The following is a 22,623-nucleotide window of genomic DNA, read 5'->3' as shown; positions in this document are numbered from 1 at the left end:
CGCGCGGCGCCGCGCTCAGCGCAGCCGGCTGCGGCGCAGCGCGAACGCCTCGAGCGCGGCCGTCACGCAGTAGAACGCGAGGCCGACGAGCACAGCGCCCAGGACGTAGGCGTAGGCGAGCGCGTAGTCGCTGCCCGAGGCCGCCGTCGTGATCGACTTGCCGAGCCCGCCCACGGGTCCGCCGAAGTACTCGGCGACCAGCGCCGAGATCACCGCGAGCGAGGAGGCGATGCGGAGCCCCGTGAAGACGTAGGGCACTGCTCCCGGCAGCGTGATCGTGCGGGCGGTCTGCCAGGGGGTCGCCGCGTAGGCCTTCAGCAGGTCGCGGTGCACCGGAGCGGCCTGCCGCAGCCCGCGCAGCGTCGTCACGTACACCGGCACGAACACGGCGAGCGCCGCGACGAGCTGCCTCGCGGTCTCGGCGTTCGCTCCGAACATCGTGTAGAGCACCGGAGCGAGGGCGACGATCGGCACGACGGCGGCCGCGGCCACGATCGGCGCGACCAGTCCGTCGAAGACCCGCGCGAGCGCCGAGAGCCCGGCGACCACGACCGCCAGCACCGCGCCGACCAGCAGGCCGACCAGCGCGTTGCGGCCGGTCACCGCGCTGCCCTCGGCGACGGAGCCGAGGTTCGCGGCGAACTCCCGTCCGATCGCCAGCGGCGACGGGAGCACGAACGGCTGGATCGCCAGAGCGGTGACCCCGGCCTGCCAGAGCAGGACCGCGGCGATCCCGAGCACGAGCGGCGCGAGCACGCTGCGCGCCAGCGCCGTCGTGCTCACCGGTTCTCCACTCCGCGCGGCACGGCGGCGGGATCCCCGTGCAGCAGCTCGCGCACGGCGCTCACGTCGCGGAAGAACGCCGTGTCCTCCCTGACCGCCGCGTCGCGCTCGGATGCTCCGGGGAGTCCGACCGGGAGGACGTCGCGGATCCTGCCCGGCCGCGGCGACATCACCACGACGCGGTCCGAGAGGAACACCGCCTCCGGGATCGAGTGGGTGACGAAGACGACGGCGGCGCCGGTCTCGCGCCGGATCCGCAGCAGCTCCGTCTGCATCCGCTCGCGGGTCATCTCGTCGAGCGCCCCGAACGGCTCGTCCATGAGGAGCAGGCGCGGGCTCTCGGCGAGCGCCCGCGCGATGGCGACGCGCTGCTGCATCCCGCCGGAGAGCTGGTCCGGGTAGGAGTCGGCGAAGTCGCCGAGCCCGACCAGCGCCAGCAGCTCGTCGACGCGCGAGCGCCGGGCGGTCGCGGCGACGCCGTGCAGCTCCAGCGGCAGGGCGATGTTCGCCCGGATCGTGCGCCACGGCAGGAGGCCCGCCTGCTGGAACGCGATCCCGTAGTCCTGGTCTAGCCTCGCCTGCCGGGCCGTCTTGCCGAACACGGCGATCGAGCCGGAGTCCGGCTCGTCGAGGTCGGCGATCAGCCGCAGCAGCGTCGACTTGCCGCAGCCGGACGGGCCGATCAGCGAGACGAACTCTCCCGCGGCCACCTCGAGCGAGACGTCCTGGAGCGCCGTGACGCTCGCGGCGCGGGCGGTGGTGAAGGTCCTCGTGACGGAGTCGACGACGACCGCGGATCCTGCAGGACTCATGCGGGCTGCTCCCCTCGGCGGTACGGACGGAGGAGGGTGCCGAGCAGAGCGACGGAGCCGGCGGCCGCGAGGCCCACCAGCACCGCCCCGAGGATCGGCGCCCAGGGCTTGGCGGGGTCGCCTCCGGCAGCGGAGGCGAACTCGATGATCATGCGGCCGATCCCGCCGCGCAGGCCGATCGAGACCTCGGCGACGATCGTGCCGACGACGGCGCTGACCGCTCCGAGCCGGAGGGCCGGCAGCAGGTAGGGCACGCTCGCCGGCAGCCTCAGGCGCACCAGCGTCTTCCACCAGCCGACGCCGTAGACGTGCATCAGCTCGACCTGGTGGGCCGTCGGCGAGCCGAGCCCGCGGAGCGCCCCGATCGAGACGGGGAAGAACGCGAGGTAGGAGGCGATCAGGGCCACCGACATCCAGTTCTCCCAGGTCACCGGTCCGAGCTCGAGCTGCGACCCCCAGCGCCGCACCAGTGGGGCGATCGCGATCAGGGGCACCGTCTGGCTCAGCACGATCCAGGGCAGCACCGCCGACTCCGCCGTGCGGAACCGCTGCATCAGGAGAGCCAGGAGCAGCCCCACGACCGTGCCGACGACCCAGCCGACCGCGGCGATCCCGAGCGAGAAGGCGCTCGCCCCCACGACGGCCGACCACAGCGCCGGGGCGTTCCGCGCTCCGGTGACCGGCTCGCCGAGCCGGGCCGCGATCTCCCAGAGGTGGGGCATCGCGATGGCGCTCGTGCGCGGGAGCACCGTGACTCCTCCGACGACCACCCCGGCCTCGGGCCCGAGCGCCTTCCAGCCCTCCCACACCAGCGCGAGCAGGAGCAGCCCGGCGGCGCCGAGCACGAGCCCGCGCGCGAGGGCCGGTCTCATGCGCGGGCCACGATGTGCTCGCGCAGCTCCGGGATGATCCGCTCGCCGTACACGCGCAGCGTCTCCTCCTTGTTGTCGTGCTGGAGGTAGCCCGCGAACTGCGTCACGCCGATGTCGGCGAGCGCCCGGAGCTTCTCGACGTGCTCGTCCGCCGTGCCCAGCACGCAGAAGCGCTCCACGATCTCGTCCGGCACGAAGGCGGTGTGGCTGTTGCCCGCGCGGCCGTGCTCGTTGTAGTCGTAGCCCTCGCGCCCGGCGATGTAGTCCGTCAGCGCCTGCGGCACCGCTCCGGAGGCGCCGTAGCGGCCCACGATGTCGGCCACGTGGTTGCCGACCATCCCGCCGAACCAGCGGCACTGGTCGCGCATGTGCTCCCGGTCGGTGCCGATGTACATCGGCGCCGCGACGCAGAACTGCAGCGACTCGGGATCCCGGCCGGCGTTCGCCGCCGCCTCCTTGACGGCGCCGATCATCCAGCGCGCGATGTCCACGTCGGCCAGCTGCAGGATGAAGCCGTCGCCGACCTCGCCCGCGAGCTTCAGGGCGAGCGGGCCGTAGGCGGCCACCCACATCTCCAGGGACGAGCCCCGGCTCCACGGGAACTGCAGCGTCTGGCCGTTGTACTCGACCGGACGGCTGTTGGCGAGCTCGCGGATGACGTGGATCGACTCCCGCAGCGTCTTGAGCGTCGTCGGAGCTCCTCCGGTCACCCTCACCGCCGAGTCGCCGCGTCCGATCCCGCACACCGTGCGGTTCCCGTACATCTCGTTGAGCGTCGCGTGCAGCGAGGCGATGACCGTCCAGTCGCGCGTGGCGGGGTTGGTGACCATCGGGCCGACCGTGATCCGGTGCGTCCTCTCGAGGATCTGCGAGTAGATCACGTAGGGCTCCTGCCAGAGCAGGTGCGAGTCGAAGGTCCACGCGTAGTCGAAGCCGTGCGTCTCCGCGAGGACGGCGAGCGCGACGGTGCGCGAGGCGGGCGGGTTGGTCTGGAGGACGACTCCGAAGTCCATGGGGTTCCTTCTGCTCGATCAGGTGCTGGCTCGGATCGGGTGCCGGCTCAGATCAGGTACTGGCTCAGACCGCGCGGGATGTACGCCCCGTCGCCCTTCGTGCCGACGTAGGAGCCGTCGTCGACGACGACCCTGCCGCGGGAGATCACCGTGTCGACGTGGCCGTCGATCTCGAAGCCCTCCCAGGCCGAGTAGTCCATGTTCATGTGGTGGCTTCGGCCCTCGCCGATCCCGATCGAGGTGTGCCCGCTCGGGTCGTAGACGACGACGTCGCCGTCGGCCCCGGGCTGGATGACGCCCTTCCTCCCGTACATCCCGAACATCCGCGCCGGGGTGGTCGAGGTGAGCTCGACCCAGCGCGGCAGGGAGATCTGCCCCGACACCACGCCCTGGTACATCAGGTCCATCCGGTGCTCCACCGAGCCGATGCCGTTGGGGATCTTCGAGAAGTCGCCGATCCCCATGTCCTTCTGGCCCTTCATGCAGAAGGGGCAGTGATCGGTCGAGACCATCTGGATGTCGTTGGTGCGGAGCGACTGCCACATGTGGTGCTGATGCCCCTCCGCCTTCGAGCGCAGCGGCGTGGAGCACACCCACTTCGCGCCCTCGAAGCCCGGCGCGCCGAGCTGCTCCTCGAGCGAGAGGTAGAGGTACTGCGGGCAGGTCTCCCCGAAGACGTTCATGCCGCGGTCGCGGGCCTGCGCGATCTGCTCCACCGCCTGCTTCGCGGAGACGTGCACCACGTACAGCGGCGCGCCGGTGAGGTCGGCGATCATGATCGCCCGGTGCGTCGCCTCCTCCTCCGCCTGCCAGGGTCGAGAGGTGCCGTGGAAGTACGGCGCGGTGTTCCCGGCGGCGAGGGTCTGCTTCACCAGTTCGTCGATGAGGGCGCCGTTCTCGGCGTGCATCATCATCATCGCGCCGTTCTCCGCGCCCTTCTGGAACGCCCGGAGGATCTGCCCGTCGTCCGAGAGGAACACGCCCTTGTAGGCCATGAACAGCTTGAAGCTGGTTACCCCCTCGCGCATCAGCTCGTCCATCGCGACGAGCGAGGAGTCCTGCACGTCCGAGAGGATCTGGTGGAAGCCGTAGTCGATCGCGCAGTTGCCGGCCGCCTTCTCCTGCCACGCCTGGAACCGGTCGACGACGCTCTCGCCCGGGTACTGCACCACGAAGTCGACGATCGACGTCGTGCCGCCCCAGGCCGCGGCGCGCGTGCCGGTCTCGAAGGTGTCCGAGGCGGAGGTGCCGCCGAACGGCATCTCCATGTGCGTGTGCGCGTCGATCCCGCCCGGGATCACGTACTTGCCGCGCGCGTCGATCACCCGGTCGACGTGGGCAGCCAGGTCGAAGCCCAGCAGCGTGGAGCCGGGGGCGAGGACGGCGGCGATGGTCTCGCCGTCGATCAGGACGTCTGCGGCTCCGGTGCCGGTCGCGTTGACGACCGTCCCGCCGGTGATGAGGGTCTTCATCGGTCTTCCCCGTCTCGGTCTGCGGTCACGGCTTCGGGATGCTGGTGTACGACTCCGGCCGGCGGTCCCGGTAGAACTGCCAGTCGTCGCGCATCTCCTGCACCATGTCCATCTCGAGGTCGCGGATCAGGATCTCCTCGGCCTCGCCCGAGCCCCGCTCGCCGACGAACTCCCCGCGCGGATCGATGATCTGGCTGGTGCCGTAGAAGTCGACCGCGAGGTCGCCGTACTCGTTGTCCTCCCGGCCGACGCGGTTGGGCTGCAGCACGAAGTAGCCGTTCGCCACCGCGGCCGCCGGGCCCTCGACCTCCCAGAGGCGGTTCGACAGGCCGGGCTTGGTGGCGTTGGGGTTGAAGACGAGGTGGGCGCCGTTCAGGCCCAGCTCCCGCCAGCCCTCCGGGAAGTGGCGGTCGTAGCAGATGTGGACGCCGACCTTGCCGACGGCGGTGTCGAAGACCGGGTAGCCGAGGTTCCCGGGCCGGAAGTAGAACTTCTCCCAGAAGCGGTCCAGGTGCGGGATGTGGTGCTTGCGGTACTTGCCGAGGATCGTCCCGTCGGCGTCGACCACGACCGCGGTGTTGTAGTAGACGCCGGTCTGCTCCTCCTCGTAGATCGGGAGGATCATCACCACGCCCAGCTCCTTCGCGAGGGCCGCGAAGCGCTGCACGATCGGCCCGTCGGCGGGCTCGGCGTAGCGGTAGTACTTCTTGTCCTGGGTGATGCCGAAGTACGGGCCGTAGAACAGCTCCTGGAAGCAGACGATCTGCGCGCCGTCGGCTGCGGCGTCCCGGGCCATCCGCTCGTGCTTGTCGAGCATCGACTCCTTGTCGCCGGTCCAGGTCGTCTGGGTGATCGCTGCGCGGACGATGGTCATCGGTACCTCCATGCTCGGGCGTCCCTGTCCGGCTCCGGTGTGCTCCGCCGGGCGGTGCGGAGCCGGGGACGTGGACCCACTGTGGTCCCCGCCGGGCCCGAAGGCAATGACGGACCGTCCGGCTCCGGGGACAGGGCTTCATCGTCGGGGTTCGACGTTTCCCCGGTGTTTCCGGCGCGGATCCGCAGCATTAAGGCTCGCCGGGGGAGGAATCCGTCGGTGCCGCTAGCGTGGGCGGATGCGCATCACGATCCTGGCCGGAGGCGTCGGCGGCGCCCGCTTCACCTCGGCGGTCCGCGAGCACCTCCGCGATCTCGAGGCCGCCGGCGGCGAGGCGAGCGAGATCACCGTCGTCGTCAACACCGGCGACGACATGTGGCTCACCGGCCTCAAGGTCTGCCCCGACCTCGACTCGATCACCTACGCGCTCGGCGGAGTGAACGACACGGAGCGCGGCTGGGGGCGGGCCGGCGAGAGCGAGCGGGTCTCGGCCGAGCTCACCGCCTTCGGCGTCGGCTGGCCGTGGTTCACCCTGGGCGACCTCGACCTCGGCACCCACATCGCCCGCAGCTCGATGCTGCGCGACGGCCTCACCCTCTCGGAGGCGACCGCCCGGATCACCGCCCGCTGGCCGCTGGGGGTCCGCCTGCTGCCGATGTCGGACCAGGACGTCGAGACCCACGTCGAGGTCGACCTTCCCGGCGAGGGCGTGCGGCTCCTCCACTTCGAGGAGTGGTGGGTGCGGCTTCGGGCGTCAGCGCCCGCGCGCCGCTTCGTCCAGCAGGGGGTGGAGAGCGCCCGCCCCGCCCCGGGCGTGCTGGAGGCGATCGCCGACACCGACGCGGTGCTCGTCGCCCCCTCCAATCCCGTCGTCTCGATCGGCACGATCCTCGGAGTGCCCGGGATCGCGGACGCCCTCCGCCGGACCTCCGCACCCGTCGTGGGCGTCTCCCCCGTCATCGGAGGCGCGGTGGTGCGCGGCATGGCCGACGCCTGCCTCAGAGCGATCGGCGTCGAGACCTCCGCCGAGGCCGTCGGCCGGCACTACGGAGCCCGGAGCGGGGGCGGCCTCCTCGACGCCTGGCTCGTCGGCGAGGAGGACGCGGACGCGGTCCCGGCGCTCGAGTCGGCGGGCCTCCGCGCCCACTCCGTGCCGCTCTGGCTGACCGGCCGGGACGCCTCCGTGCGGCTCGCCGCCGACGCTCTCGCCGCCGCGAGGGGCTGAGCGGGGCCTCCTCCCCGGGGCCGCCCACCGCCTGTCGCAGCGCGGATGCGGTCACGCCTCCCACGGGGCGCCCCGTTCCCTTGTACGGTCGGAGGCGGACGAACTCCCCGATTCACCCCCGCATCGGATCCGGAGCCCCTCGGTCGCGCGCCCGACCGCGTCCTCACCACGTCTCCGAGCCCTGCGGAACCGCGTGCCGTCCCGTCAGGAGGACACCATGGAGCCCAGCTCGAGGATCAGCACCGAGCGGATCGAGCCCGACATCGTGGTGATCCGCCCCGTCGGCAGGCTCGACCTGTCCACGGCGTGGGAGCTCGAAGCGGTCCTCCAGCGCGCGCTCGAGGCGGGAGAGGTCCGCGTGGTCGTCGACCTGGCGGCCGTCGAGTTCCTCGACTCGTCCGGGCTCGGCGTCCTCGTCGCCGGACTCAAGGAGGCGCGGAAGGCGGGCGGCGAGCTGCGCGTGGCCGCCGCCGGCGAGCAGCCCGCCATGGTGCTCGGCCTGTCCAACCTCGACCGCCTGCTCGGGAGCGCCGAGACCGTCGAGGAGGCCTACCGTGCCTGAGCGCTCCTTCGTCGTGCGCACGCCGCCCGAGGACGGCGTCACCGCCGTCCACGAGGCGCTCGAGGAGCTGTGGCTCGAGGAGCCGGGCGTCGCGCCGGTCGACCGGATGTCGTTCGAGACCGCGCTGGTCGAGCTGACCTCGAACATCGTCCAGCACGCCCGGTCGTACCGGCACATCATCTGCCTGGTCGAGATCCGCGTCGACGCGACCGAGCTGCGCGCCTCGCTCAACGACTCCGCCGAGGAGGCGCCCGCCGAGGTCGCCGACCCCCGCGACATGCCGGACGAGTGGGACGAGGCCGGGCGCGGCATCCCGTTCATCCACGCCCTCGTCACCGAGTTCTCCTACCGCCGTGTCGACGGGCAGAACCTCTGGGCCCTGGCCCGGACCCGCACGTGAGCGAGCCCTCCGAGCGCGCCCGCCTCGCCGCGATCGCCGAGCTCGGGATCGGCCTGAGCACCCCCCAGGAGCGCTTCGACAGGATCACCCGCGTCGCCCGCCGGCTCCTGCGCGTCCCCCTCGCCGAGATCAACATCCTCGAGGAGTCGACGCAGTTCACGAAGTCGCCCCAGCGCTCGGCGCGGGCGAGCAGGATGCTGCGCGCCGACTCGATGTGCGACGTCACGGTCCAGCAGGGCGACATCCTCGTCGTCGAGGACGCCACCGCCGATCCGCGGTTCGCCGACCGCGGAGTCGTCACCGGATCCCCTCACGTGCGCTTCTACGCGGGCCGCCCGCTCGTCGTGGGGGACGGCCTCCGCGTCGGCACGATCTGCATCATCGACAGCGAGGTGCGCGGCTTCTCGGAGGAGGAGCGCGAGATCCTCGAGGACCTCGGCCGGTGGGCCGAGCGGGAGCTGCGCGAGATCGCCTTCTCCGGACGCGCGAGCGAGACGCAGGAGCGGCTCCGGCCCCAGCGCCTCGACCTCGGCGAGTGGAGCCTCGACTCGCTGACCACGCCGCTGCACGACGTCGCCGGCGACTACACGGCGTGGCGCCGCAGCGGGGACGACCTCTCCCTCGAGCTGGTCGACGTGATGGGCAAGGGGGTCTCGGCGGCGATCGTCGCCTCCGCGATCCGCTCCGCGTTCCAGGCGCGGCCGGAGCTCCCTCCCGCGGCAGCCGTCGAGGCCGTCAACCGCCAGCTCCTGCCCGACCTGACCGCGACCGGGATGTTCGCGACCGCGCTGATCGCCCGGGTCGACCTCGCGAGCGGTGCCGTCGCGTTCGTGGACAGCGGCCACGGCCTCACCCTCCTGCTGCGCGCCGACGGCACCACGGAGCGGCTCGCCTCCACCGGCGTCCCGCTCGGCATCGCCGCCGACGTCTCCTGGGAGGAGGAGCAGCGCGTGCTCGCCCCCGGCGACGCGCTCTTCTCCTGCAGCGACGGCCTGCTCGACGTCTTCGGCGGGCGCCTCGACGCGCTCGACCGTCTCGCCGAGCTGGTGCGGAGCAACGACGACCCCGCTCTCTTCGAGCGTCTGCATGCTCTCGCAGACGACGCGCACGACGATGTGACAGCGTTGGTGCTGCGGCGCTCCGCAGCGCCCGCCCCCTCCTGATCCTGATCGAAAGGACCTCCCCCATGCCTGGTGCACTCGTCCTCGCCGGCGGCGGCCTCGCCGGAATCGCCTGGGAGCTCGGCGTCCTCCGCGGCCTCGCCGACGCCTCCCCCGAGGCGGCCCGCCTCCTGCTCGATCCGTCGACGACCTTCATCGGCACCTCCGCGGGCTCCGCGGTCGCCGCGCAGCTGAGCACCGGCACCGGCCTCGACGAGTCGTACGAGGCCCAGCTCCAGGAAGAGTCCGCCGAGATCGGAGCGGACGTCGACGGTGAGCGCCTCCAGGCCCTCTTCGCCGCGGCCGTCGAGGGCGCGACCTCGCCCCAGGACGCGCGGCGCCGCATCGGCACCCTCGCGCTCGAGGCCGAGACGCTCCCCGAGGACACGCGCCGGGCCGTCATCTCGGCCCGCGTGGGCGACGCCGACTGGCCCGAGCAGCGTCTGCTCATCACCGCGGTCGACACGGCCACCGGTGAGCTGCGCGTGTTCGACCGCGAGAGCGGTGTCGGCCTCGTCGACGCGATCTCCGCCAGCTGCGCCGTCCCCGGGGTCTGGCCTCCCGTCAGCATCGACGGCGTCCGCTACATGGACGGCGGCGTGCGCTCCGGCAGCAACGCCGACCTCGCCGCGGGAGCCGACTGGGTCCTGATCGTCACTCCGCTGCCGGGAGTCGGCACGCCCGGCGCGGGCCTGATCCCGACCGGCGAGCTCGACGCCCTCGCGGACTCGCGGGTCGAGGTGCTCTACGCCGACGAGGAGTCGGTGCGCGCCTTCGGCCCGAACTCGCTCGACCCGGCCGTCCGCGCCGCCTCCGCCCGCGCCGGACGTGCTCAGGGCGCCCGGCTCGCCTCGCGGATCGCCGCGCTGGTCGGCGCCGAGTAGCCGGTCTCAGCGCCGCACGCTGTAGCGCGTGAAGACCGTGCCGTCGGCGAAGCGGTGCTCCTCGCGCAGGTCGAGGCGCGCGTGGAACCCGCACGGGAGGAAGTGGGTCCCGCCGCCCACCGCCACCGGCACCGTGTAGACCTGCACCTCGTCGACGATCCCGGCGAGCAGCGCGTGCCGGGCGAGGGTCGGCCCGCCGATCGAGACGTCGTGGTCGGCGGCGCTGACCTGCGCGGCGACGACGACCGGGTCGAACCCGCCCTCGACGCGGGTACGGCGGGTCTCGGCCGACTCCAGTGTCGTCGAGTACACGACCTTGTCGGCCGCCCGCCACATCTCCTGGAAGTCCCGGATGAACGCGAACTCCTCCGCGAGGGCCCAGGTCTGCTCCCACGCGCGCATGACCTCGTACATGCGCCGCCCGTACAGGTACGTGCGCACCCGCCCCTCGCGCTCCGTGATGAAGCGGTGCACGGCGGGTCGCGGCTCCGCCCAGGCGAATCCGCCGTCCGCGTCGTTCACGTAGCCGTCGAGCGACGCGATCGAGCTGTAGATGAGCGCGCCCACGTCGGCCTCTCTCCGTGGCCGGCTTCGGGACCGCCCACGGGCGCGACCGTAGGCCTCCCGCCTCCGTCCGGCAATGTCCGCCGGGTCCTCTGGCGCGGATCGACGGGTCGCCGCTGCTCCTGGTGGCGCTCCCGGCGGTCGGCGCCCCCTCCCGGACCGCGTACCGTGGTCGTGCCGCAGGGAGCGGCCGTGAAGGGTTCGGGATGAAGATCAGCCAGCTGCGCCACTTCGTGGCGGTCGCCGAGGAGCTGCACTTCGTGCGCGCCGCCGAGCGCCTCGGCATCTCGCGGCAGAAGCTCGACTCCTCCGTCGCCGCCGTCGAGCTCGACCTCGGCAAGCCGCTCTTCGAGCCCGGTGCCGCCGCCACGACCCTCACCGCGGCCGGGCGGCAGCGCCTCGCCTCGGCCCGCGAGGAGCTCGCCGCGCTCGGCGACGAGCCGGAGGCGGCCCCGAAGTCGGGAGGCAAGGCCAAGGCCTCCAAGGGGACCGGGCGCGCGCCGATCGTCAAGGGGCAGCCGAAGCCCTACAAGCGCCGCCAGTCCCGCTGACGCGCAGTGTCCGATCGCCCGGAGGTGGTGGGCCCTACCGGGCTCGAACCGATGACATCCACGGTGTAAACGTGGCGCTCTACCAACTGAGCTAAAGGCCCCCGTCGCGGGAGCACCCGCGGACGATCGACTCGATCCTACGGCAGGCGGAGCGGCCCCCTGCGGGCACTAGCCTCGGCACATGACCGCCGACAGCGACTCCCGGGCGAGGCGGCGCGCCGAGAGCCGCTGGCCCGCCTCCGCCGCGATCCTGGTGGCCGTCGCCCTGAACGTGGCCGGCCACAGCGCGGACACCTCGGTGGTCCGCCTCGTCGCCGCCGGCATCACGCTCGCGCTGCTCGTGCCGCTGTTCGTCGTCAACCCGCACCGGCTCGACAGCGAGACGCGCTGGTCGCGCGGGGTCTCCATCGCCCTGGCGGTCGTGCTCGCCGTGGCGAACCAGGTGAACGTGGTCGCCGTGGTGATCGACCTCGTCGACGGGACGGCCGACGGCCCGCCGCTGCTGCTCACCGCGCTCCAGGTCTGGGTCACCAACGTCGTCGCGTACGCGCTGCTGTTCTGGGAGCTCGACCGCGGCGGTCCGGTCGCCCGCGGAACGCTTCCCCGCACCGAGCTGCCGGCGGCCGACTTCGCCTTCCCGCAGGACACCTACCGCGACACCGCGCCCGAGGTCGCCGCGACCTCCTCCGAGCGCGCCGACTGGCGGCCCGGCTTCGTCGACTACCTCTCGGTCTCGACGACGAACACCATGGCGTTCAGCCCGACCGACACGATGCCGCTGTCGAGCCGGATGAAGCTCCTGATGATCGCCGAGGCGTTCACCGGATTCGTCCTGCTGGCCCTCGTGATCTCGCGGGCCGTCAACATCCTCAGCTGACGACCGGGGCGGTCCGCCTCCGGAGGGTCAGACGTGCGCGGGGGCGAGCGCGTCGATCGCGGCGCGGTAGGCGTCGATCGAGCGCGCCTCGCCCGGGGCGGTCATGAACGTGTCCCGGATGACGCCGGCCTTGTCGATCAGGAAGGTCGCGCGGGTCGCGTAGCCCTTCGCCTCGGTGAACACGCCGTACTGCTTGGCGACGTCGCCGTGCGGCCAGAAGTCGGAGAGGAGCGTGAAGTCGTAGCCCTGCTTCTCGCCCCAGGCGCGCAGCGTGTGCTTGGAGTCGACCGAGATGCCGATCAGCTCCACGTCGGCGTGCTCGAAGAGGGAGAGGTTCTCGCGCAGCGCGCAGAACTCGCCCGTGCAGGTGCCGGAGAAGGCGAGGGGGAAGAACACCAGGGCGACGTTGCGCCGCCCGTGGAAGTCGCCCAGCTGGATGCGCTCGCCGTACTGGTTCGCGAGTTCGAAGTCGGGAGCCAGGGTCAGCTTCTCGAGAGCCATCGGTCCGATGTCCTTCCGTGCGCACGAGAGTCGCGCGAGCACGAGGGGCAATGCTAGACCCGCTCCGCGCAGACTCCAAGGAACGGCCCGTCTCCCCCGATCACGGGCCGGTCGACGCGTCCCGTCTGGCGCTCTCCTACAGTCGTCGGCGCTCATTCCTCGTGGATCACCACAGTGCGATTCCAGGTTCGGGGCACGGGAATCGCTAGGCTGACGGAGGTGCCCGCGCGCGGCTCGTCATCCGAGCCCCGGATCCGCGGATCCGCACCGCTTCATGAGAGTGATGTCTCGGGCACGATCTGCCCCCAGAGAGAGGTCGAGGGTGACTGTTAACGATCAGGACCCGTATTCCGTCGGTCACGTGGACTCGGACCCCGAGGAAACGTCGGAGTGGAACGAGTCGCTCGATGCGCTCGTCGAGGAGCGGGGCCGGGGTCGCGGGCGCGACGTCATGCTCAGCCTCCTCAAGCGCTCCAAGGAGCTCCACCTCGGCGTGCCGATGGTGCCCACCACGGACTACATCAACACCATCGCGCCCGAGAACGAGCCCGACTTCCCGGGCGACGAGGACGTCGAGCGCCGCTACCGCGCGTGGATCCGCTGGAACGCGGCCATCCTCGTGCACCGCGCGCAGCGTCCCGGCATCGGGGTCGGCGGCCACATCTCGACGTACGCGTCGAGCGCCTCGCTGTACGAGGTCGGCTTCAACCACTTCTTCCGCGGTCAGGACCACCCGGGCGGCGGCGACCAGGTCTTCATCCAGGGCCACGCCTCCCCCGGCCCGTACGCGCGCGCCTTCCTCGAGGGACGCCTGAGCGAGCACCAGCTCGACGGCTTCCGCCAGGAGAAGTCGCACCGGGGCGGCGGGCTCTCCAGCTACCCGCACCCGCGGCTCATGCCGGAGTTCTGGCAGTTCCCGACCGTCTCGATGGGCCTCGGCCCGATCAACGCGATCTACCAGGCGCAGGCGAACAAGTACCTCACCAACCGCGGCATCAAGGACGCCTCCGACCAGCAGGTCTGGGCGTTCCTCGGCGACGGCGAGATGGACGAGGTCGAGTCGCGCGGTCAGCTCCAGGTCGCCGCGAACGACGGCCTCGACAACCTGAACTTCATCGTCAACTGCAACCTCCAGCGCCTCGATGGACCCGTCCGCGGCAACGGCAAGATCGTGCAGGAGCTCGAGTCGTACTTCCGCGGCGCGGGCTGGAACGTCATCAAGCTCATCTGGGGCCGCGAGTGGGACGACCTGCTCGCCCGCGACACCGAGGGCGCGCTGCTCGACCTGATGAACAAGACGCCCGACGGCGACTTCCAGACCTACAAGACGGAGGACGGCGCCTACGTCCGCGAGAACTTCTTCGGCCGCGACCCGCGCGCCAAGAAGCTCGTCGAGGGCTACTCCGACGAGCAGATCTGGGGCCTGCGCCGCGGCGGCCACGACTACCGCAAGATCTACGCGGCCATGAAGGCCGCGACGGAGCACAAGGGCCAGCCCACCGTCATCCTCGCCCACACCATCAAGGGCTACGGTCTCGGCCGCAGCTTCGAGGGCCGCAACGCGACCCACCAGATGAAGAAGATGACGCTGGACAACCTCAAGTCGTTCCGCGACACCATGCGCATCCCGATCACGGACGCGCAGCTCGAGGAGAACCCCTACCTCCCGCCGTACTACCACCCCGGTCAGAACGACGAGGCGATCGAGTACCTGCAGGAGCGCCGCCGCGCGCTCGGCGGCTACCTCCCCGAGCGCCGCTCGAAGTACACGCAGCTGAACCTCCCCGAGGACTCGGCGTACGCGGTCGGCAAGAAGGGCTCCGGGACGCAGGAGATCGCCACCACCATGGCGTTCGTCCGCATCCTGAAGGACATCCTCCGCTCGAAGGACTTCGGCAACCGCGTCGTCCCGATCATCCCGGACGAGGCGCGCACCTTCGGCATGGACGCGTTCTTCCCGAACGCGAAGATCTACAACCCGCGCGGCCAGCACTACACGTCGGTCGACCGCGAGCTCCTCCTGGCCTACAAGGAGAGCCCGCAGGGCCAGATCCTCCACGTCGGCATCAACGAGGCGGGCGCCCTCGCGGCGTTCACCGCGATCGGCACCTCGTACTCGACGCAGGGCGAGCCGCTCATCCCGGTCTACGTCTTCTACTCGATGTTCGGGTTCCAGCGCACGGGCGACGCGATCTGGGCGGCCGGCGACATGATGTCGCGCGGCTTCATGATCGGCGCCACCGCGGGACGCACCACGCTGACCGGCGAGGGCCTCCAGCACGCGGACGGGCACTCCCCGATCCTCGCGGCGACCAACCCCGCCGTCGTGAGCTACGACCCGGCCTACGGGTACGAGATCGCGCACATCGTGCAGTCCGGTCTCGAGCGCATGTACGGCGGGAAGCACACCGACCCGAACGTCATGTACTACATCACGGTCTACAACGAGCCGATCGTGCAGCCGAAGGAGCCGGAGGACGTCGACGTCGAGGGCATCGTCCGCGGCATCCACCGCATCTCCTGGGGTCAGTGGGACGGGCCGAAGGCCCAGCTCCTCGCCTCGGGCGTCGCGGTGCCGTGGGCGATCGAGGCGCAGAAGCTCCTCGCCGAGGACTGGGGCGTCTCGGCGGACGTCTGGTCGGTCACCTCGTGGAACGAGCTGCGCCGCGACGGCATCAAGGCCGAGCAGCACAACTTCCTCCACCCCGAGGACGCCGAGCAGGTGCCGTACGTGACGCAGAAGCTGGCCGACGCGAAGGGCCCCTTCGTCGCCGTCTCGGACTTCTCGCACCAGGTCCCCGACCAGCTGCGCCAGTTCATCCCGGGCGACTTCGCGACGCTCGGCGCGGACGACTTCGGGTTCTCGGACACCCGTGCGGCGGCGCGGCGCTACTTCCAGATCGACGGCCCCTCGGTCGTCGTGCGGACGCTGCAGCTGCTCGCCAAGCGCGGCGAGGTCGACCCCTCGCTCGCCGTCCAGGCGATCGAGAAGTACCGCCTCCTCGACGTCAACGCCGGCACCACCGGCAACGCGGGCGGCGAGAGCTGACGGACGAGTCCGTGCTCTCGCAGGAACCCGCACCGTCGAGTGCGCGGGGTCCTGCTCCTGCGGCGGAGCGTCCGGCCACCCGGCCGGGCGCTCCCCGCACGAAGGAGCAGACCCTCGCCTGGCTGCGCACCCTCGCCGGTGAGCTCTCGACGCAGACGATCAAGCGCCTCGAGGACACGCTGCCCTGGTACGGCAGCATGCCCCCCGGTCGGCGCTCGGCGGTCGGCCTCGTCGCCCAGGCCGGCATCACCTCGTTCATCTCGTGGTTCGACGACCCGTCGGCCACGCCGTGGATCGCGGCGGACGTGTTCGGAGCCGCTCCCCGCGAGCTGCTGCGCTCCGTCTCGCTGACGCAGACGCTGCAGCTGATCAAGGTGACGGTCGAGGTCGTCGAGGACCGGATCAAGAACGGCGGGGAGGACCTCCGCGAGGCGATCCTCCTCTACTCGCGCGAGATCGCCTTCGCCGCGGCCGACGTCTACGCGCGCGCCGCCGAGGCCCGAGGCCTCTGGGACGCGCGCCTGGAGGCGCTGGTCGTCGACTCGATCCTCACGGGCGAGGCCGACGACGAGCTGCCCAGCCGGATCGCCGCCCTCGGCTGGCACGGCCACGGCGAGGTCGCCGTTTTGGTGGGCACCGCCCCCAAGATGCTCGACGTCGACCAGCTGCGCCGCACGGCGCGGCACATGGACGCCGACGTGCTGATCGGCGTGCAGGGCAGCCGGCTCGTCCTGGTCATCGGCCGCGCCGAGCCGAGCGAGAACGCCACGGAGGAGACCGGCCCGCCGGTCGCGTTCCTCGAGATCGCGGAGGCGCTCGAGCCCGGCTTCGGAACGGGCCACCTCGTCCTCGGCCACGAGGTGCCGACCCTGGTCGAGGCGTCCCGCAGCGCCCGCGCGGCCCTCGCCGGCTTCGCGGTCGCCCGCTCCTGGCGGAACGCGCCGCGACCGGTCAACGCCGACGACCTCCTTCCCGAGCGCGCCCTCGCCGGCGACCCGCTCGCCCGCCAGAGCCTCATCACGCAGATCTACCGGCCCCTGCAGAAGCACTCGACCGAGCTGCTGACCACGCTGTGGGCCTACCTCGACAACGGCCGCTCCCTCGAGGCGACCGCCCGCGAGCTGTTCGTGCACCCGAACACGGTGCGCTACCGCCTCAAGCGGGTCGCCGAGGTGATCGGCTGGGACGCGACGGGCGCCCGCGAGGCGCTCATCCTCCAGTCCGCCCTCATCCTCGGCTCCATGAGCGACCCGGACGGCGCCGTCCGCCGGAAGCCGTCCCGCCGCTGAGGCCGTCTGCTCGCCGAACCCCTCCCGCCCCTGAACACTTGTAGACCCGCGACAAGCTCTTTGTGCTTTGTCAGTGGCTCCACGCGCCGCACGTGCGAGCGCAGATCGGAAGACTGGATACCGTGATCGTCGTCGTCGCCCCGGGTCAGGGCTCCCAGACCCCCGGATTCCTCGCCCCCTGGCTCGAGATCCCCTCCGTGGCCGAGCAGGTCGCCGCGCACTCGGAGGCGGTCGGCATCGACCTCGCCGCGCACGGCACCGTCTCGGACGCGGACACCATCCGCGACACCGCGGTCGCCCAGCCCCTGATCGTCTCCGCGGGACTCGTGAGCCTCGCCGCCCTCCTCGAGGGCGGACGGCGCGAGCGCATCGCGGGCATCGCCGGCCACTCCGTCGGCGAGATCACCGCGGCTGCCGGAGCCGGGGTCCTCACCGAGGCCGACGCGCTGGTGTTCGTCCGCGAGCGCGCCCGTGCCATGGCCGCTGCGGCCGCCGCCGAGCCGACCGCGATGAGCGCGGTCCTCGGCGGCGACGAGCAGGCCCTGATCGCCCGTCTCGACGAGCTCGGCCTCGAGCCGGCCAACTACAACGGCGGCGGTCAGATCGTCGTCGCCGGCGCGGTCGACGCGCTCGAGGCCCTCAAGGCGGAGCCGCTCCGCGGGACACGCGTGATCCCCCTGCAGGTGGCCGGCGCCTTCCACACCCGCTACATGGCGCCCGCCCGCGACTCCCTCGCCGGCGTCGCCGCCGGGCTGACCCCCTCCGACCCGACGCTCCGGCTCTGGACGAACCGCGACGGGTCGGTCGTCGACTCCGGTGCCGCGTTCCTCGAGCTGCTCGTCGGCCAGGTCGCCTCCCCCGTCCGCTGGGACCTCTGCATGGCGGCCTTCGCCGACGCGGGCGTCACCGGGATCATCGAGCTGGCACCCGCCGGCGCGCTGGTCGGCCTCGCCAAGCGCGGCCTCAAGGGCGTGCCGAGCATCGCCATCACTACCCCCGACGACGTGGACGCCGCCCGCGCCTTCCTCGACGAGCACGCCGCCTAGCAGGAGAGACCCCATGACCACCCCTTCCCTCACCCAGTCCAGCGGCAGCGCGTACACCCGGATCCTCGGCATCGGCGCGGCCCGCGGCGACCTCGTCGTCCCGAACGACGACCTGATCGAGCCGATCAACTCCTCCGACGAGTGGATCCGCCAGCGCACCGGCATCATCGAGCGCCGCCGGGCCTCCGCCGACATCCACGCGGTCGACCTCGCGACCACCGCCTCCCTCGAGGCGATCGAGAAGGCGGGCATCCGCCCGGACCAGATCGGCGTCGTGCTCGTCTCCACGATCAGCAACACCGTGCAGACCCCGTCGCTGGCTGCGCTCCTCGCGGACCGCATCGGGGCGAACCCCGCCCCGGCGTACGACATCTCGGCAGCCTGCGCCGGCTACACCTACGGCATCGCCCAGGCCGACTCCTTCATCCGCTCCGGCCTGGCCGAGTACGTGCTCGTCGTCGGAGCCGAGAAGCTGTCCGAGCTGGTCAAGTCGACCGACCGCAGCATCTCCTTCCTCCTGGGCGACGGCGCGGGCGCCGCGGTCGTCGGCCCCAGCGACACCGCCGGGATTTCGAAGACCGTCTGGGGATCCGACGGCTCCAAGTGGGACACCGTCGGCATGGACAACCCGCTCGCGGCCTACCGCGACGGCACCGCCGAGTGGCCCACCCTCCGCCAGGACGGCCCGTCGGTCTTCCGCTGGGCGGTCTGGGAGATGGCCAAGGTCGCCAAGCAGGCGCTCGCGGAGGCGGGCGTCCAGCCCGAGGACCTCGCCGCGTTCATCCCCCACCAGGCGAACATGCGCATCATCGACGAGCTCGCGAAGCAGCTGAAGCTGCCCGAGACCGTCGCCATCGGCCGCGACATCGAGACCACCGGCAACACCTCCGCCGCATCGATCCCGCTCGCCACCCACCGCCTGCTCGAGGAGCACCCGGAGCTGCACGGCGGACTCGCGCTGCAGATCGGCTTCGGCGCCGGACTGGTGTTCGGCGCGCAGGTCGTGGTGCTCCCGTGACCGGCGCGACCCCACCCCTAAACTGACCTACGGTCACTGACGAACACCCGAAGAACCCCCAAGGAGAGAACCATGGCACTGTCCAACGAAGAAGTCCTCGCCGGCCTGGCCGAGCTTGTCAACGACGAGACGGGCATCGCCACCGACTCCGTCGAGATGGACAAGTCGTTCACCGACGACCTCGACATCGACTCCATCTCGATGATGACCATCGTCGTCAACGCCGAGGAGAAGTTCGACGTGAAGATCCCCGACGACGAGGTCAAGAACCTCAAGACGGTCGGCGACGCGGTCCGCTTCATCGTCAAGGCGTCCGAGTAGTCGTCGCCCGCGCACCCCGTCCTCGTGGCGGACACCCCGGCCGGCGATCGTCGGCCGGGGTGAGCCCGGCACCCACCCACACGGAACAGAGAAGCTCGTCATGACCAAGAAGATCGTCGTCACCGGAATCGGTGCCAGCACTCCCCTCGGCGGGACCGCCCGGGAGTCCTGGAACGCACTCCTCGCCGGCGAATCAGGCGTCCGCTCCCTCGAGCAGGACTGGGTCGCTCAGTACGACATCCCGGTCACCTTCGCCGCCCAGGCCAAGGTCCGCCCGGAGGAGGTGCTCTCCCGCCCCGAGGCGAAGCGCCTCGACCCCTCCAGCCAGTTCGCGCTCATCTCGGCCCGCGAGGCCTGGGCCGACTCCGGCATCACCGACGTCGACCCGCTCCGCGTGGGCGTCGACTACTCGACCGGCATCGGCGGCCTCTGGACCCTCGTCGACGCGTGGGACACCCTCCGCGAGCGCGGACCCCGCCGGGTCCTCCCGATGACCATCCCGATGCTCATGCCCAACGCGGCCGCCGCCGCCATCAGCATGGCCATCCCCTCCCGCGCCTACGCCCGCACCGACGTGTCGGCCTGCGCCTCCAGCACCGAGGCCCTCGCGAACGCCTACGAGCACATGCAGCTCGGCCTCGCCGACGTGGTCGTCGCCGGCGGCACGGAGTCGGTCGTCCACCCGCTCCCGATCGCCGCCTTCGCGTCGATGCAGGCCCTCTCGCGCCGCAACGACGACCCGACGACGGCCTCACGCCCCTACGACGTCTCCCGCGACGGCTTCGTCCTCGGAGAAGGCGCCGCGACGCTCATCCTCGAGACCGAGGAGCACGCCCTCGCCCGCGGAGCCCGCATCTACGCGGAGCTCGCCGGCGGCGCCGTCACCAGCGACTCGTACCACATCACGGCGCCGGACCCCGAGGGCTCCGCCGCCGCCCGCGCCATGATCGGCGCCCTCGAGCAGGCCGGAGCCGCGCTCACCGACGTCACCCACGTCAACGCTCACGCGACGAGCACCCCGGTCGGCGACATCGCCGAGTACCGCGCCCTGCTGCGCGTCTTCGGCGACCACCTCCCGAACATCGCCGTCTCCGCGACCAAGGCGTCCACCGGCCACCTCCTCGGCGGCACCGGCGCGCTCGAGGCCATCTTCACCGTGCTCGCCCTCCACGAGCGCACCGCACCCCCCACCATCAACCTCTTCGAGCAGGACCCCCAGATCCCCCTCGACGTCGTCACCAGCCCCCGCGCCCTCGGCGACGGACCGCTGGTCGCCATCTCGAACTCGTTCGGGTTCGGGGGGCACAATGCTGTTGCCGCTTTCCGGACGGTGTAGCGGGGCGTAGCCCCGCTCCACCGTGCGGAAAGCGGGCTGCGCCGCTCCTTGCGCGGCGCAGGCGCGTCCGCTGGGGAGGGGGGCGGGGTTTCCGAGGGCCGGTGCGGTGCGGCGACGGTGATCCGCTGGAACGCGGATCCCCGGATACGCCTCGTGCCGCGAGGAATCTGCGCCGCCGTCTGGTGCGGGCTGGTGTGCACGCCGTGCTGGTGGGGAGCGCGGGCTTCGCCGCGGCTCGGGTCGGATGATCGGATCAACGAAGCTGTCCGGGTGGGAGCGCGGGCTTCGCCGCGATTCGGGTCGGACTCTCGGATCAGGGCGGCTGCGCTCGTGGGGAGCGTGCGCCACGCCACGCCACGACTCGAGCCGTCGGCGTCGTGCGCGACAGAGGTGCGGGCGGGTCCACGAGTCTTCCGACGCCCTCCGCCGGAACGCGGTGCTCCGCCGACCGTCTGGTCGACGTGCCAGCGAGCGGCAACCGCGAGGTGACGACGCGACTTCGAGGCGGGCCTCCGCCGGAACGGGGGTCCGCTGGCCGCCTGGTTCAGGGGTGCGGGAGCGAGCGGTCCCTGCGAGGCGTATCCGCCGATCCACGTGCCAGCGGATCGGCGTCGCCGGCCGCCGGCCGCTCCACGGAACCCGACCACCTCCCCGAGCCGACTGCGCGACGCCGCGCGAGGAGCGGCGTCGAATGAGCTCAGCCGACCCCGTGCATCCAGACGACGGGGGCGAAGTCGCCGCCGTAGCGGAAGGGCTCGAGCTCGTCCTCCCAGGCCTGGCCGAGGGCGAGGCGCAGCTCGCGGTGCAGCTCGATGGGGTCGGCGCCGGCGAGCTCCATGGCGGAGCGGATGCGGTCCTCGGGCACGACGGTGTTGCCCGCGCTGTCGGTCTGGGCGTAGAAGATGCCGAGCTCGGGCGTGTGCATCCAGCGGCCTCCGTCGACGCCGGGCGAGGGCTCCTCGGTGACCTCGTAGCGGACGTCGGCCCAGCCGCGGAGAGCGGACGCGATGACGGCACCGGTTCCGACCGGGCCCTCCCAGGCGAACTCGGCGCGCAGTGTGCTGCGGAGCACGGGCTGCTCGATCCAGGCGAAGTTCACGGCACGACCAAGGGCGCGACCTGTCCCCCACTCGAGGTGGGGGCAGAGCGCGCGGGGGGCGGAGTGCACGAAGAGCACACCCCGAGTCTGCTGCGCCACCATGGTGTCCTCCGTTCGTCCCGGTGCGTCTTCCCCAACGACCCGGACCACGGAACACTCTGCGGTGCGCCTTCTTCGATTATGACGGTGGACGTGCCACCACGCCCGATCATGCAGGAGCGGCGGACCTCCGTCAAGGCGGCTCGCCGCGCCTGCTCGACCGGCCGTGGGCGGCTCCTGCCTATACTCGGGTCGTCCGCGCCGCCGGACGCCGCACACCGCCAGACGCCCGCCGGGAGGAGCACCGTGTCCGTCCGCGACGGCCTGCTCGCCCTGCTCACGCTCGGCCCCGCCTACGGCCTCCAGCTGCACGCCGAGCTCCTCGACCGTGCCGCGCACCGGCCCCGGGTCAACGTCGGCCAGATCTACTCGACGCTCGAGCGCCTGCGCGAGCGGGGCCTCGTCGTCTCGGCCGGGTCCACCGACGACGGCCTCCCCCTGCACGCGCTCACCGACGAGGGCCGCGCGGAGGCGGCCGCCTGGCTGACGGGTGACGGAGCGTCCCCGGAGGAGGACTGGGACGACGTCCTCGACCGGGTGCTGCTGGCCTCGAGCCTGTCCGGCGCCGACCTCGCCGCCGTCCTCGACGCGTACGAGAGCTCGCTGCCCGCCACCGCCGACGAGCGGGCGGAGGAGGAGGACGCGCACCCGCAGCGCCGCCTCGCCGCGATCGCCGCCGGCGTGCGGGAGGAGGCCCTGCGGCGCCTCCTCGAGGCGGCCCGCGACGAGCTCACGGGCGACGGGCCGGGACGGGGCGTCCGCGGATACGCTCTCGAGCGTCCCCGTCGGGGCCGTCGAGCCTCGAGCTAGGACGAG

23 protein-coding genes and 1 tRNA gene are annotated in these 22,623 nt (G+C 72.0%); 14 read left to right on the top strand and 10 right to left on the bottom strand.

Features of this window, described 5'->3' with window-relative positions:
• Nucleotides 1-15: 15 nt before the first annotated feature.
• From GTU71_RS03710 to GTU71_RS03685, 6 genes are read right to left on the bottom strand one after another with little or no spacing between them, the layout of a single operon-like run.
• Nucleotides 16-783 carry an ABC transporter permease subunit gene (locus GTU71_RS03710; protein WP_104234206.1) on the bottom strand — a complete coding sequence of 256 codons (768 nt, stop codon included), beginning with the start codon at nucleotides 781-783 and terminating at the stop codon, nucleotides 16-18.
• A complete protein-coding gene (locus tag GTU71_RS03705; RefSeq protein WP_104226661.1) occupies nucleotides 780-1,595 on the bottom strand; it encodes an ABC transporter ATP-binding protein in 816 nt (271 codons plus the stop codon). The genes GTU71_RS03710 and GTU71_RS03705 overlap by 4 nt, the downstream gene beginning before the upstream one ends.
• Nucleotides 1,592-2,467 (bottom strand): ABC transporter permease subunit, encoded by an 876-nt coding sequence (locus tag GTU71_RS03700; protein ID WP_104226662.1) that lies wholly within the window; start codon nucleotides 2,465-2,467, stop codon nucleotides 1,592-1,594. The genes GTU71_RS03705 and GTU71_RS03700 overlap by 4 nt, the downstream gene beginning before the upstream one ends.
• Nucleotides 2,464-3,480 (bottom strand): TIGR03842 family LLM class F420-dependent oxidoreductase, encoded by a 1,017-nt coding sequence (locus tag GTU71_RS03695; RefSeq protein WP_104226663.1) that lies wholly within the window; start codon nucleotides 3,478-3,480, stop codon nucleotides 2,464-2,466. The genes GTU71_RS03700 and GTU71_RS03695 overlap by 4 nt, the downstream gene beginning before the upstream one ends.
• A gap of 47 nt (nucleotides 3,481-3,527) precedes the next feature.
• Nucleotides 3,528-4,952, bottom strand: coding sequence for a dihydropyrimidinase (gene hydA / locus GTU71_RS03690; protein ID WP_104223477.1), 1,425 nt, complete (start codon nucleotides 4,950-4,952; stop codon nucleotides 3,528-3,530).
• A 25-nt stretch (nucleotides 4,953-4,977) separates the two neighbouring features.
• The gene (locus tag GTU71_RS03685; RefSeq protein WP_104238196.1) at nucleotides 4,978-5,826 is read right to left on the bottom strand and encodes a nitrilase-related carbon-nitrogen hydrolase; all 849 of its coding nucleotides are present in this window, start codon (nucleotides 5,824-5,826) and stop codon (nucleotides 4,978-4,980) included.
• Between the two features lie 238 nt (nucleotides 5,827-6,064).
• On the opposite strand from GTU71_RS03685, the gene cofD reads away from it, so the two are divergent.
• From cofD to GTU71_RS03660, 5 genes are all read left to right on the top strand, one after another.
• A complete protein-coding gene (gene cofD, locus GTU71_RS03680; protein ID WP_159939325.1) occupies nucleotides 6,065-7,051 on the top strand; it encodes a 2-phospho-L-lactate transferase in 987 nt (328 codons plus the stop codon).
• Between the two features lie 217 nt (nucleotides 7,052-7,268).
• On the top strand, nucleotides 7,269-7,613 hold the full coding sequence (locus GTU71_RS03675; RefSeq protein ID WP_104223474.1) for an STAS domain-containing protein: 345 nt from the start codon (nucleotides 7,269-7,271) through the stop codon (nucleotides 7,611-7,613).
• Complete coding sequence (locus GTU71_RS03670) at nucleotides 7,606-8,013, top strand: ATP-binding protein (protein ID WP_104223473.1); 408 nt, start codon at nucleotides 7,606-7,608, stop codon at nucleotides 8,011-8,013. The genes GTU71_RS03675 and GTU71_RS03670 overlap by 8 nt, the downstream gene beginning before the upstream one ends.
• A complete protein-coding gene (locus tag GTU71_RS03665; protein ID WP_159939324.1) occupies nucleotides 8,010-9,176 on the top strand; it encodes a GAF domain-containing SpoIIE family protein phosphatase in 1,167 nt (388 codons plus the stop codon). The genes GTU71_RS03670 and GTU71_RS03665 overlap by 4 nt, the downstream gene beginning before the upstream one ends.
• Before the next feature lie 23 nt (nucleotides 9,177-9,199).
• A complete protein-coding gene (locus GTU71_RS03660) occupies nucleotides 9,200-10,057 on the top strand; it encodes a patatin-like phospholipase family protein (protein WP_104238200.1) in 858 nt (285 codons plus the stop codon).
• A gap of 6 nt (nucleotides 10,058-10,063) precedes the next feature.
• Here the strand turns inward: GTU71_RS03660 and GTU71_RS03655 are convergent, their stop codons facing one another.
• Nucleotides 10,064-10,624 carry a dihydrofolate reductase family protein gene (locus GTU71_RS03655; protein WP_104226668.1) on the bottom strand — a complete coding sequence of 187 codons (561 nt, stop codon included), beginning with the start codon at nucleotides 10,622-10,624 and terminating at the stop codon, nucleotides 10,064-10,066.
• Nucleotides 10,625-10,827: 203 nt separating this feature from the next.
• On the opposite strand from GTU71_RS03655, the gene GTU71_RS03650 reads away from it, so the two are divergent.
• Entirely contained in the window at nucleotides 10,828-11,172 is a 345-nt protein-coding gene (locus tag GTU71_RS03650) for a LysR family transcriptional regulator (protein WP_104223469.1), read from the top strand.
• Between the two features lie 25 nt (nucleotides 11,173-11,197).
• Here GTU71_RS03650 and GTU71_RS03645 read toward each other — a convergent pair.
• Nucleotides 11,198-11,273, bottom strand: a tRNA-Val gene (locus GTU71_RS03645).
• Nucleotides 11,274-11,353: 80 nt separating this feature from the next.
• Here GTU71_RS03645 and GTU71_RS03640 point away from each other — a divergent pair.
• Nucleotides 11,354-12,049: a hypothetical protein gene (locus GTU71_RS03640; protein WP_104226669.1), complete on the top strand. Its 696-nt coding sequence runs from the start codon at nucleotides 11,354-11,356 to the stop codon at nucleotides 12,047-12,049.
• A gap of 27 nt (nucleotides 12,050-12,076) precedes the next feature.
• Here GTU71_RS03640 and GTU71_RS03635 read toward each other — a convergent pair whose 3' ends face one another.
• Nucleotides 12,077-12,550 carry a peroxiredoxin gene (locus GTU71_RS03635; RefSeq protein WP_104223507.1) on the bottom strand — a complete coding sequence of 158 codons (474 nt, stop codon included), beginning with the start codon at nucleotides 12,548-12,550 and terminating at the stop codon, nucleotides 12,077-12,079.
• A gap of 322 nt (nucleotides 12,551-12,872) precedes the next feature.
• On the opposite strand from GTU71_RS03635, the gene aceE reads away from it, so the two are divergent.
• The 6 genes from aceE (at nucleotide 12,873) to GTU71_RS03605 (ending at nucleotide 20,609) form a co-directional block, all read left to right on the top strand.
• Nucleotides 12,873-15,599: a pyruvate dehydrogenase (acetyl-transferring), homodimeric type gene (gene aceE, locus GTU71_RS03630; protein ID WP_104247522.1), complete on the top strand. Its 2,727-nt coding sequence runs from the start codon at nucleotides 12,873-12,875 to the stop codon at nucleotides 15,597-15,599.
• Between the two features lie 122 nt (nucleotides 15,600-15,721).
• Nucleotides 15,722-16,888, top strand: coding sequence for a helix-turn-helix domain-containing protein (locus GTU71_RS03625; protein WP_181027189.1), 1,167 nt, complete (start codon nucleotides 15,722-15,724; stop codon nucleotides 16,886-16,888).
• 122 nt (nucleotides 16,889-17,010) lie between these two features.
• Nucleotides 17,011-17,934, top strand: a complete 924-nt coding sequence (locus GTU71_RS03620) for an ACP S-malonyltransferase (RefSeq protein ID WP_104226672.1) — start codon at nucleotides 17,011-17,013, stop codon at nucleotides 17,932-17,934.
• A 13-nt stretch (nucleotides 17,935-17,947) separates the two neighbouring features.
• On the top strand, nucleotides 17,948-18,952 hold the full coding sequence (locus GTU71_RS03615) for a beta-ketoacyl-ACP synthase III (protein WP_104223464.1): 1,005 nt from the start codon (nucleotides 17,948-17,950) through the stop codon (nucleotides 18,950-18,952).
• A 72-nt stretch (nucleotides 18,953-19,024) separates the two neighbouring features.
• On the top strand, nucleotides 19,025-19,273 hold the full coding sequence (locus GTU71_RS03610) for an acyl carrier protein (protein WP_104223463.1): 249 nt from the start codon (nucleotides 19,025-19,027) through the stop codon (nucleotides 19,271-19,273).
• 100 nt (nucleotides 19,274-19,373) lie between these two features.
• Complete coding sequence (locus GTU71_RS03605; protein ID WP_159939323.1) at nucleotides 19,374-20,609, top strand: beta-ketoacyl-ACP synthase II; 1,236 nt, start codon at nucleotides 19,374-19,376, stop codon at nucleotides 20,607-20,609.
• A gap of 697 nt (nucleotides 20,610-21,306) precedes the next feature.
• On the opposite strand, the gene GTU71_RS03600 is transcribed toward GTU71_RS03605, so the two are convergent.
• Nucleotides 21,307-21,810: a DUF3145 domain-containing protein gene (locus tag GTU71_RS03600; protein WP_104226674.1), complete on the bottom strand. Its 504-nt coding sequence runs from the start codon at nucleotides 21,808-21,810 to the stop codon at nucleotides 21,307-21,309.
• Between the two features lie 243 nt (nucleotides 21,811-22,053).
• Here GTU71_RS03600 and GTU71_RS03595 point away from each other — a divergent pair, with 243 nt between their 5' ends.
• Entirely contained in the window at nucleotides 22,054-22,617 is a 564-nt protein-coding gene (locus GTU71_RS03595) for a PadR family transcriptional regulator (protein WP_159939322.1), read from the top strand.
• Nucleotides 22,618-22,623: the final 6 nt, after the last annotated feature.

The organism is Rathayibacter sp. VKM Ac-2762 (genome assembly GCF_009866585.1).
Taxonomy (GTDB): domain Bacteria; phylum Actinomycetota; class Actinomycetes; order Actinomycetales; family Microbacteriaceae; genus Rathayibacter.
This window is presented reverse-complemented; position numbering and strand designations above follow the sequence as displayed.

What these genes read in the sequence shown, in the direction of transcription:
- GTU71_RS03650 (WP_104223469.1), top strand. Translation starts at nt 10,828, where the DNA reads ATGAAGATCAGCCAGCTGCGCCACTTCGTGGCGGTCGCCGAGGAGCTG.
- GTU71_RS03610 (WP_104223463.1), top strand. Translation starts at nt 19,025, where the DNA reads ATGGCACTGTCCAACGAAGAAGTCCTCGCCGGCCTGGCCGAGCTTGTC.
- GTU71_RS03615 (WP_104223464.1), top strand. Translation starts at nt 17,948, where the DNA reads ATGACCACCCCTTCCCTCACCCAGTCCAGCGGCAGCGCGTACACCCGG.
- GTU71_RS03640 (WP_104226669.1), top strand. Translation starts at nt 11,354, where the DNA reads ATGACCGCCGACAGCGACTCCCGGGCGAGGCGGCGCGCCGAGAGCCGC.
- GTU71_RS03600 (WP_104226674.1), bottom strand. Translation starts at nt 21,810, where the DNA reads ATGGTGGCGCAGCAGACTCGGGGTGTGCTCTTCGTGCACTCCGCCCCC.
- GTU71_RS03700 (WP_104226662.1), bottom strand. Translation starts at nt 2,467, where the DNA reads ATGAGACCGGCCCTCGCGCGCGGGCTCGTGCTCGGCGCCGCCGGGCTG.
- GTU71_RS03695 (WP_104226663.1), bottom strand. Translation starts at nt 3,480, where the DNA reads ATGGACTTCGGAGTCGTCCTCCAGACCAACCCGCCCGCCTCGCGCACC.
- GTU71_RS03605 (WP_159939323.1), top strand. Translation starts at nt 19,374, where the DNA reads ATGACCAAGAAGATCGTCGTCACCGGAATCGGTGCCAGCACTCCCCTC.
- hydA (WP_104223477.1), bottom strand. Translation starts at nt 4,952, where the DNA reads ATGAAGACCCTCATCACCGGCGGGACGGTCGTCAACGCGACCGGCACC.
- GTU71_RS03685 (WP_104238196.1), bottom strand. Translation starts at nt 5,826, where the DNA reads ATGACCATCGTCCGCGCAGCGATCACCCAGACGACCTGGACCGGCGAC.
- cofD (WP_159939325.1), top strand. Translation starts at nt 6,065, where the DNA reads ATGCGCATCACGATCCTGGCCGGAGGCGTCGGCGGCGCCCGCTTCACC.
- GTU71_RS03660 (WP_104238200.1), top strand. Translation starts at nt 9,200, where the DNA reads ATGCCTGGTGCACTCGTCCTCGCCGGCGGCGGCCTCGCCGGAATCGCC.
- GTU71_RS03675 (WP_104223474.1), top strand. Translation starts at nt 7,269, where the DNA reads ATGGAGCCCAGCTCGAGGATCAGCACCGAGCGGATCGAGCCCGACATC.
- GTU71_RS03635 (WP_104223507.1), bottom strand. Translation starts at nt 12,550, where the DNA reads ATGGCTCTCGAGAAGCTGACCCTGGCTCCCGACTTCGAACTCGCGAAC.
- GTU71_RS03705 (WP_104226661.1), bottom strand. Translation starts at nt 1,595, where the DNA reads ATGAGTCCTGCAGGATCCGCGGTCGTCGTCGACTCCGTCACGAGGACC.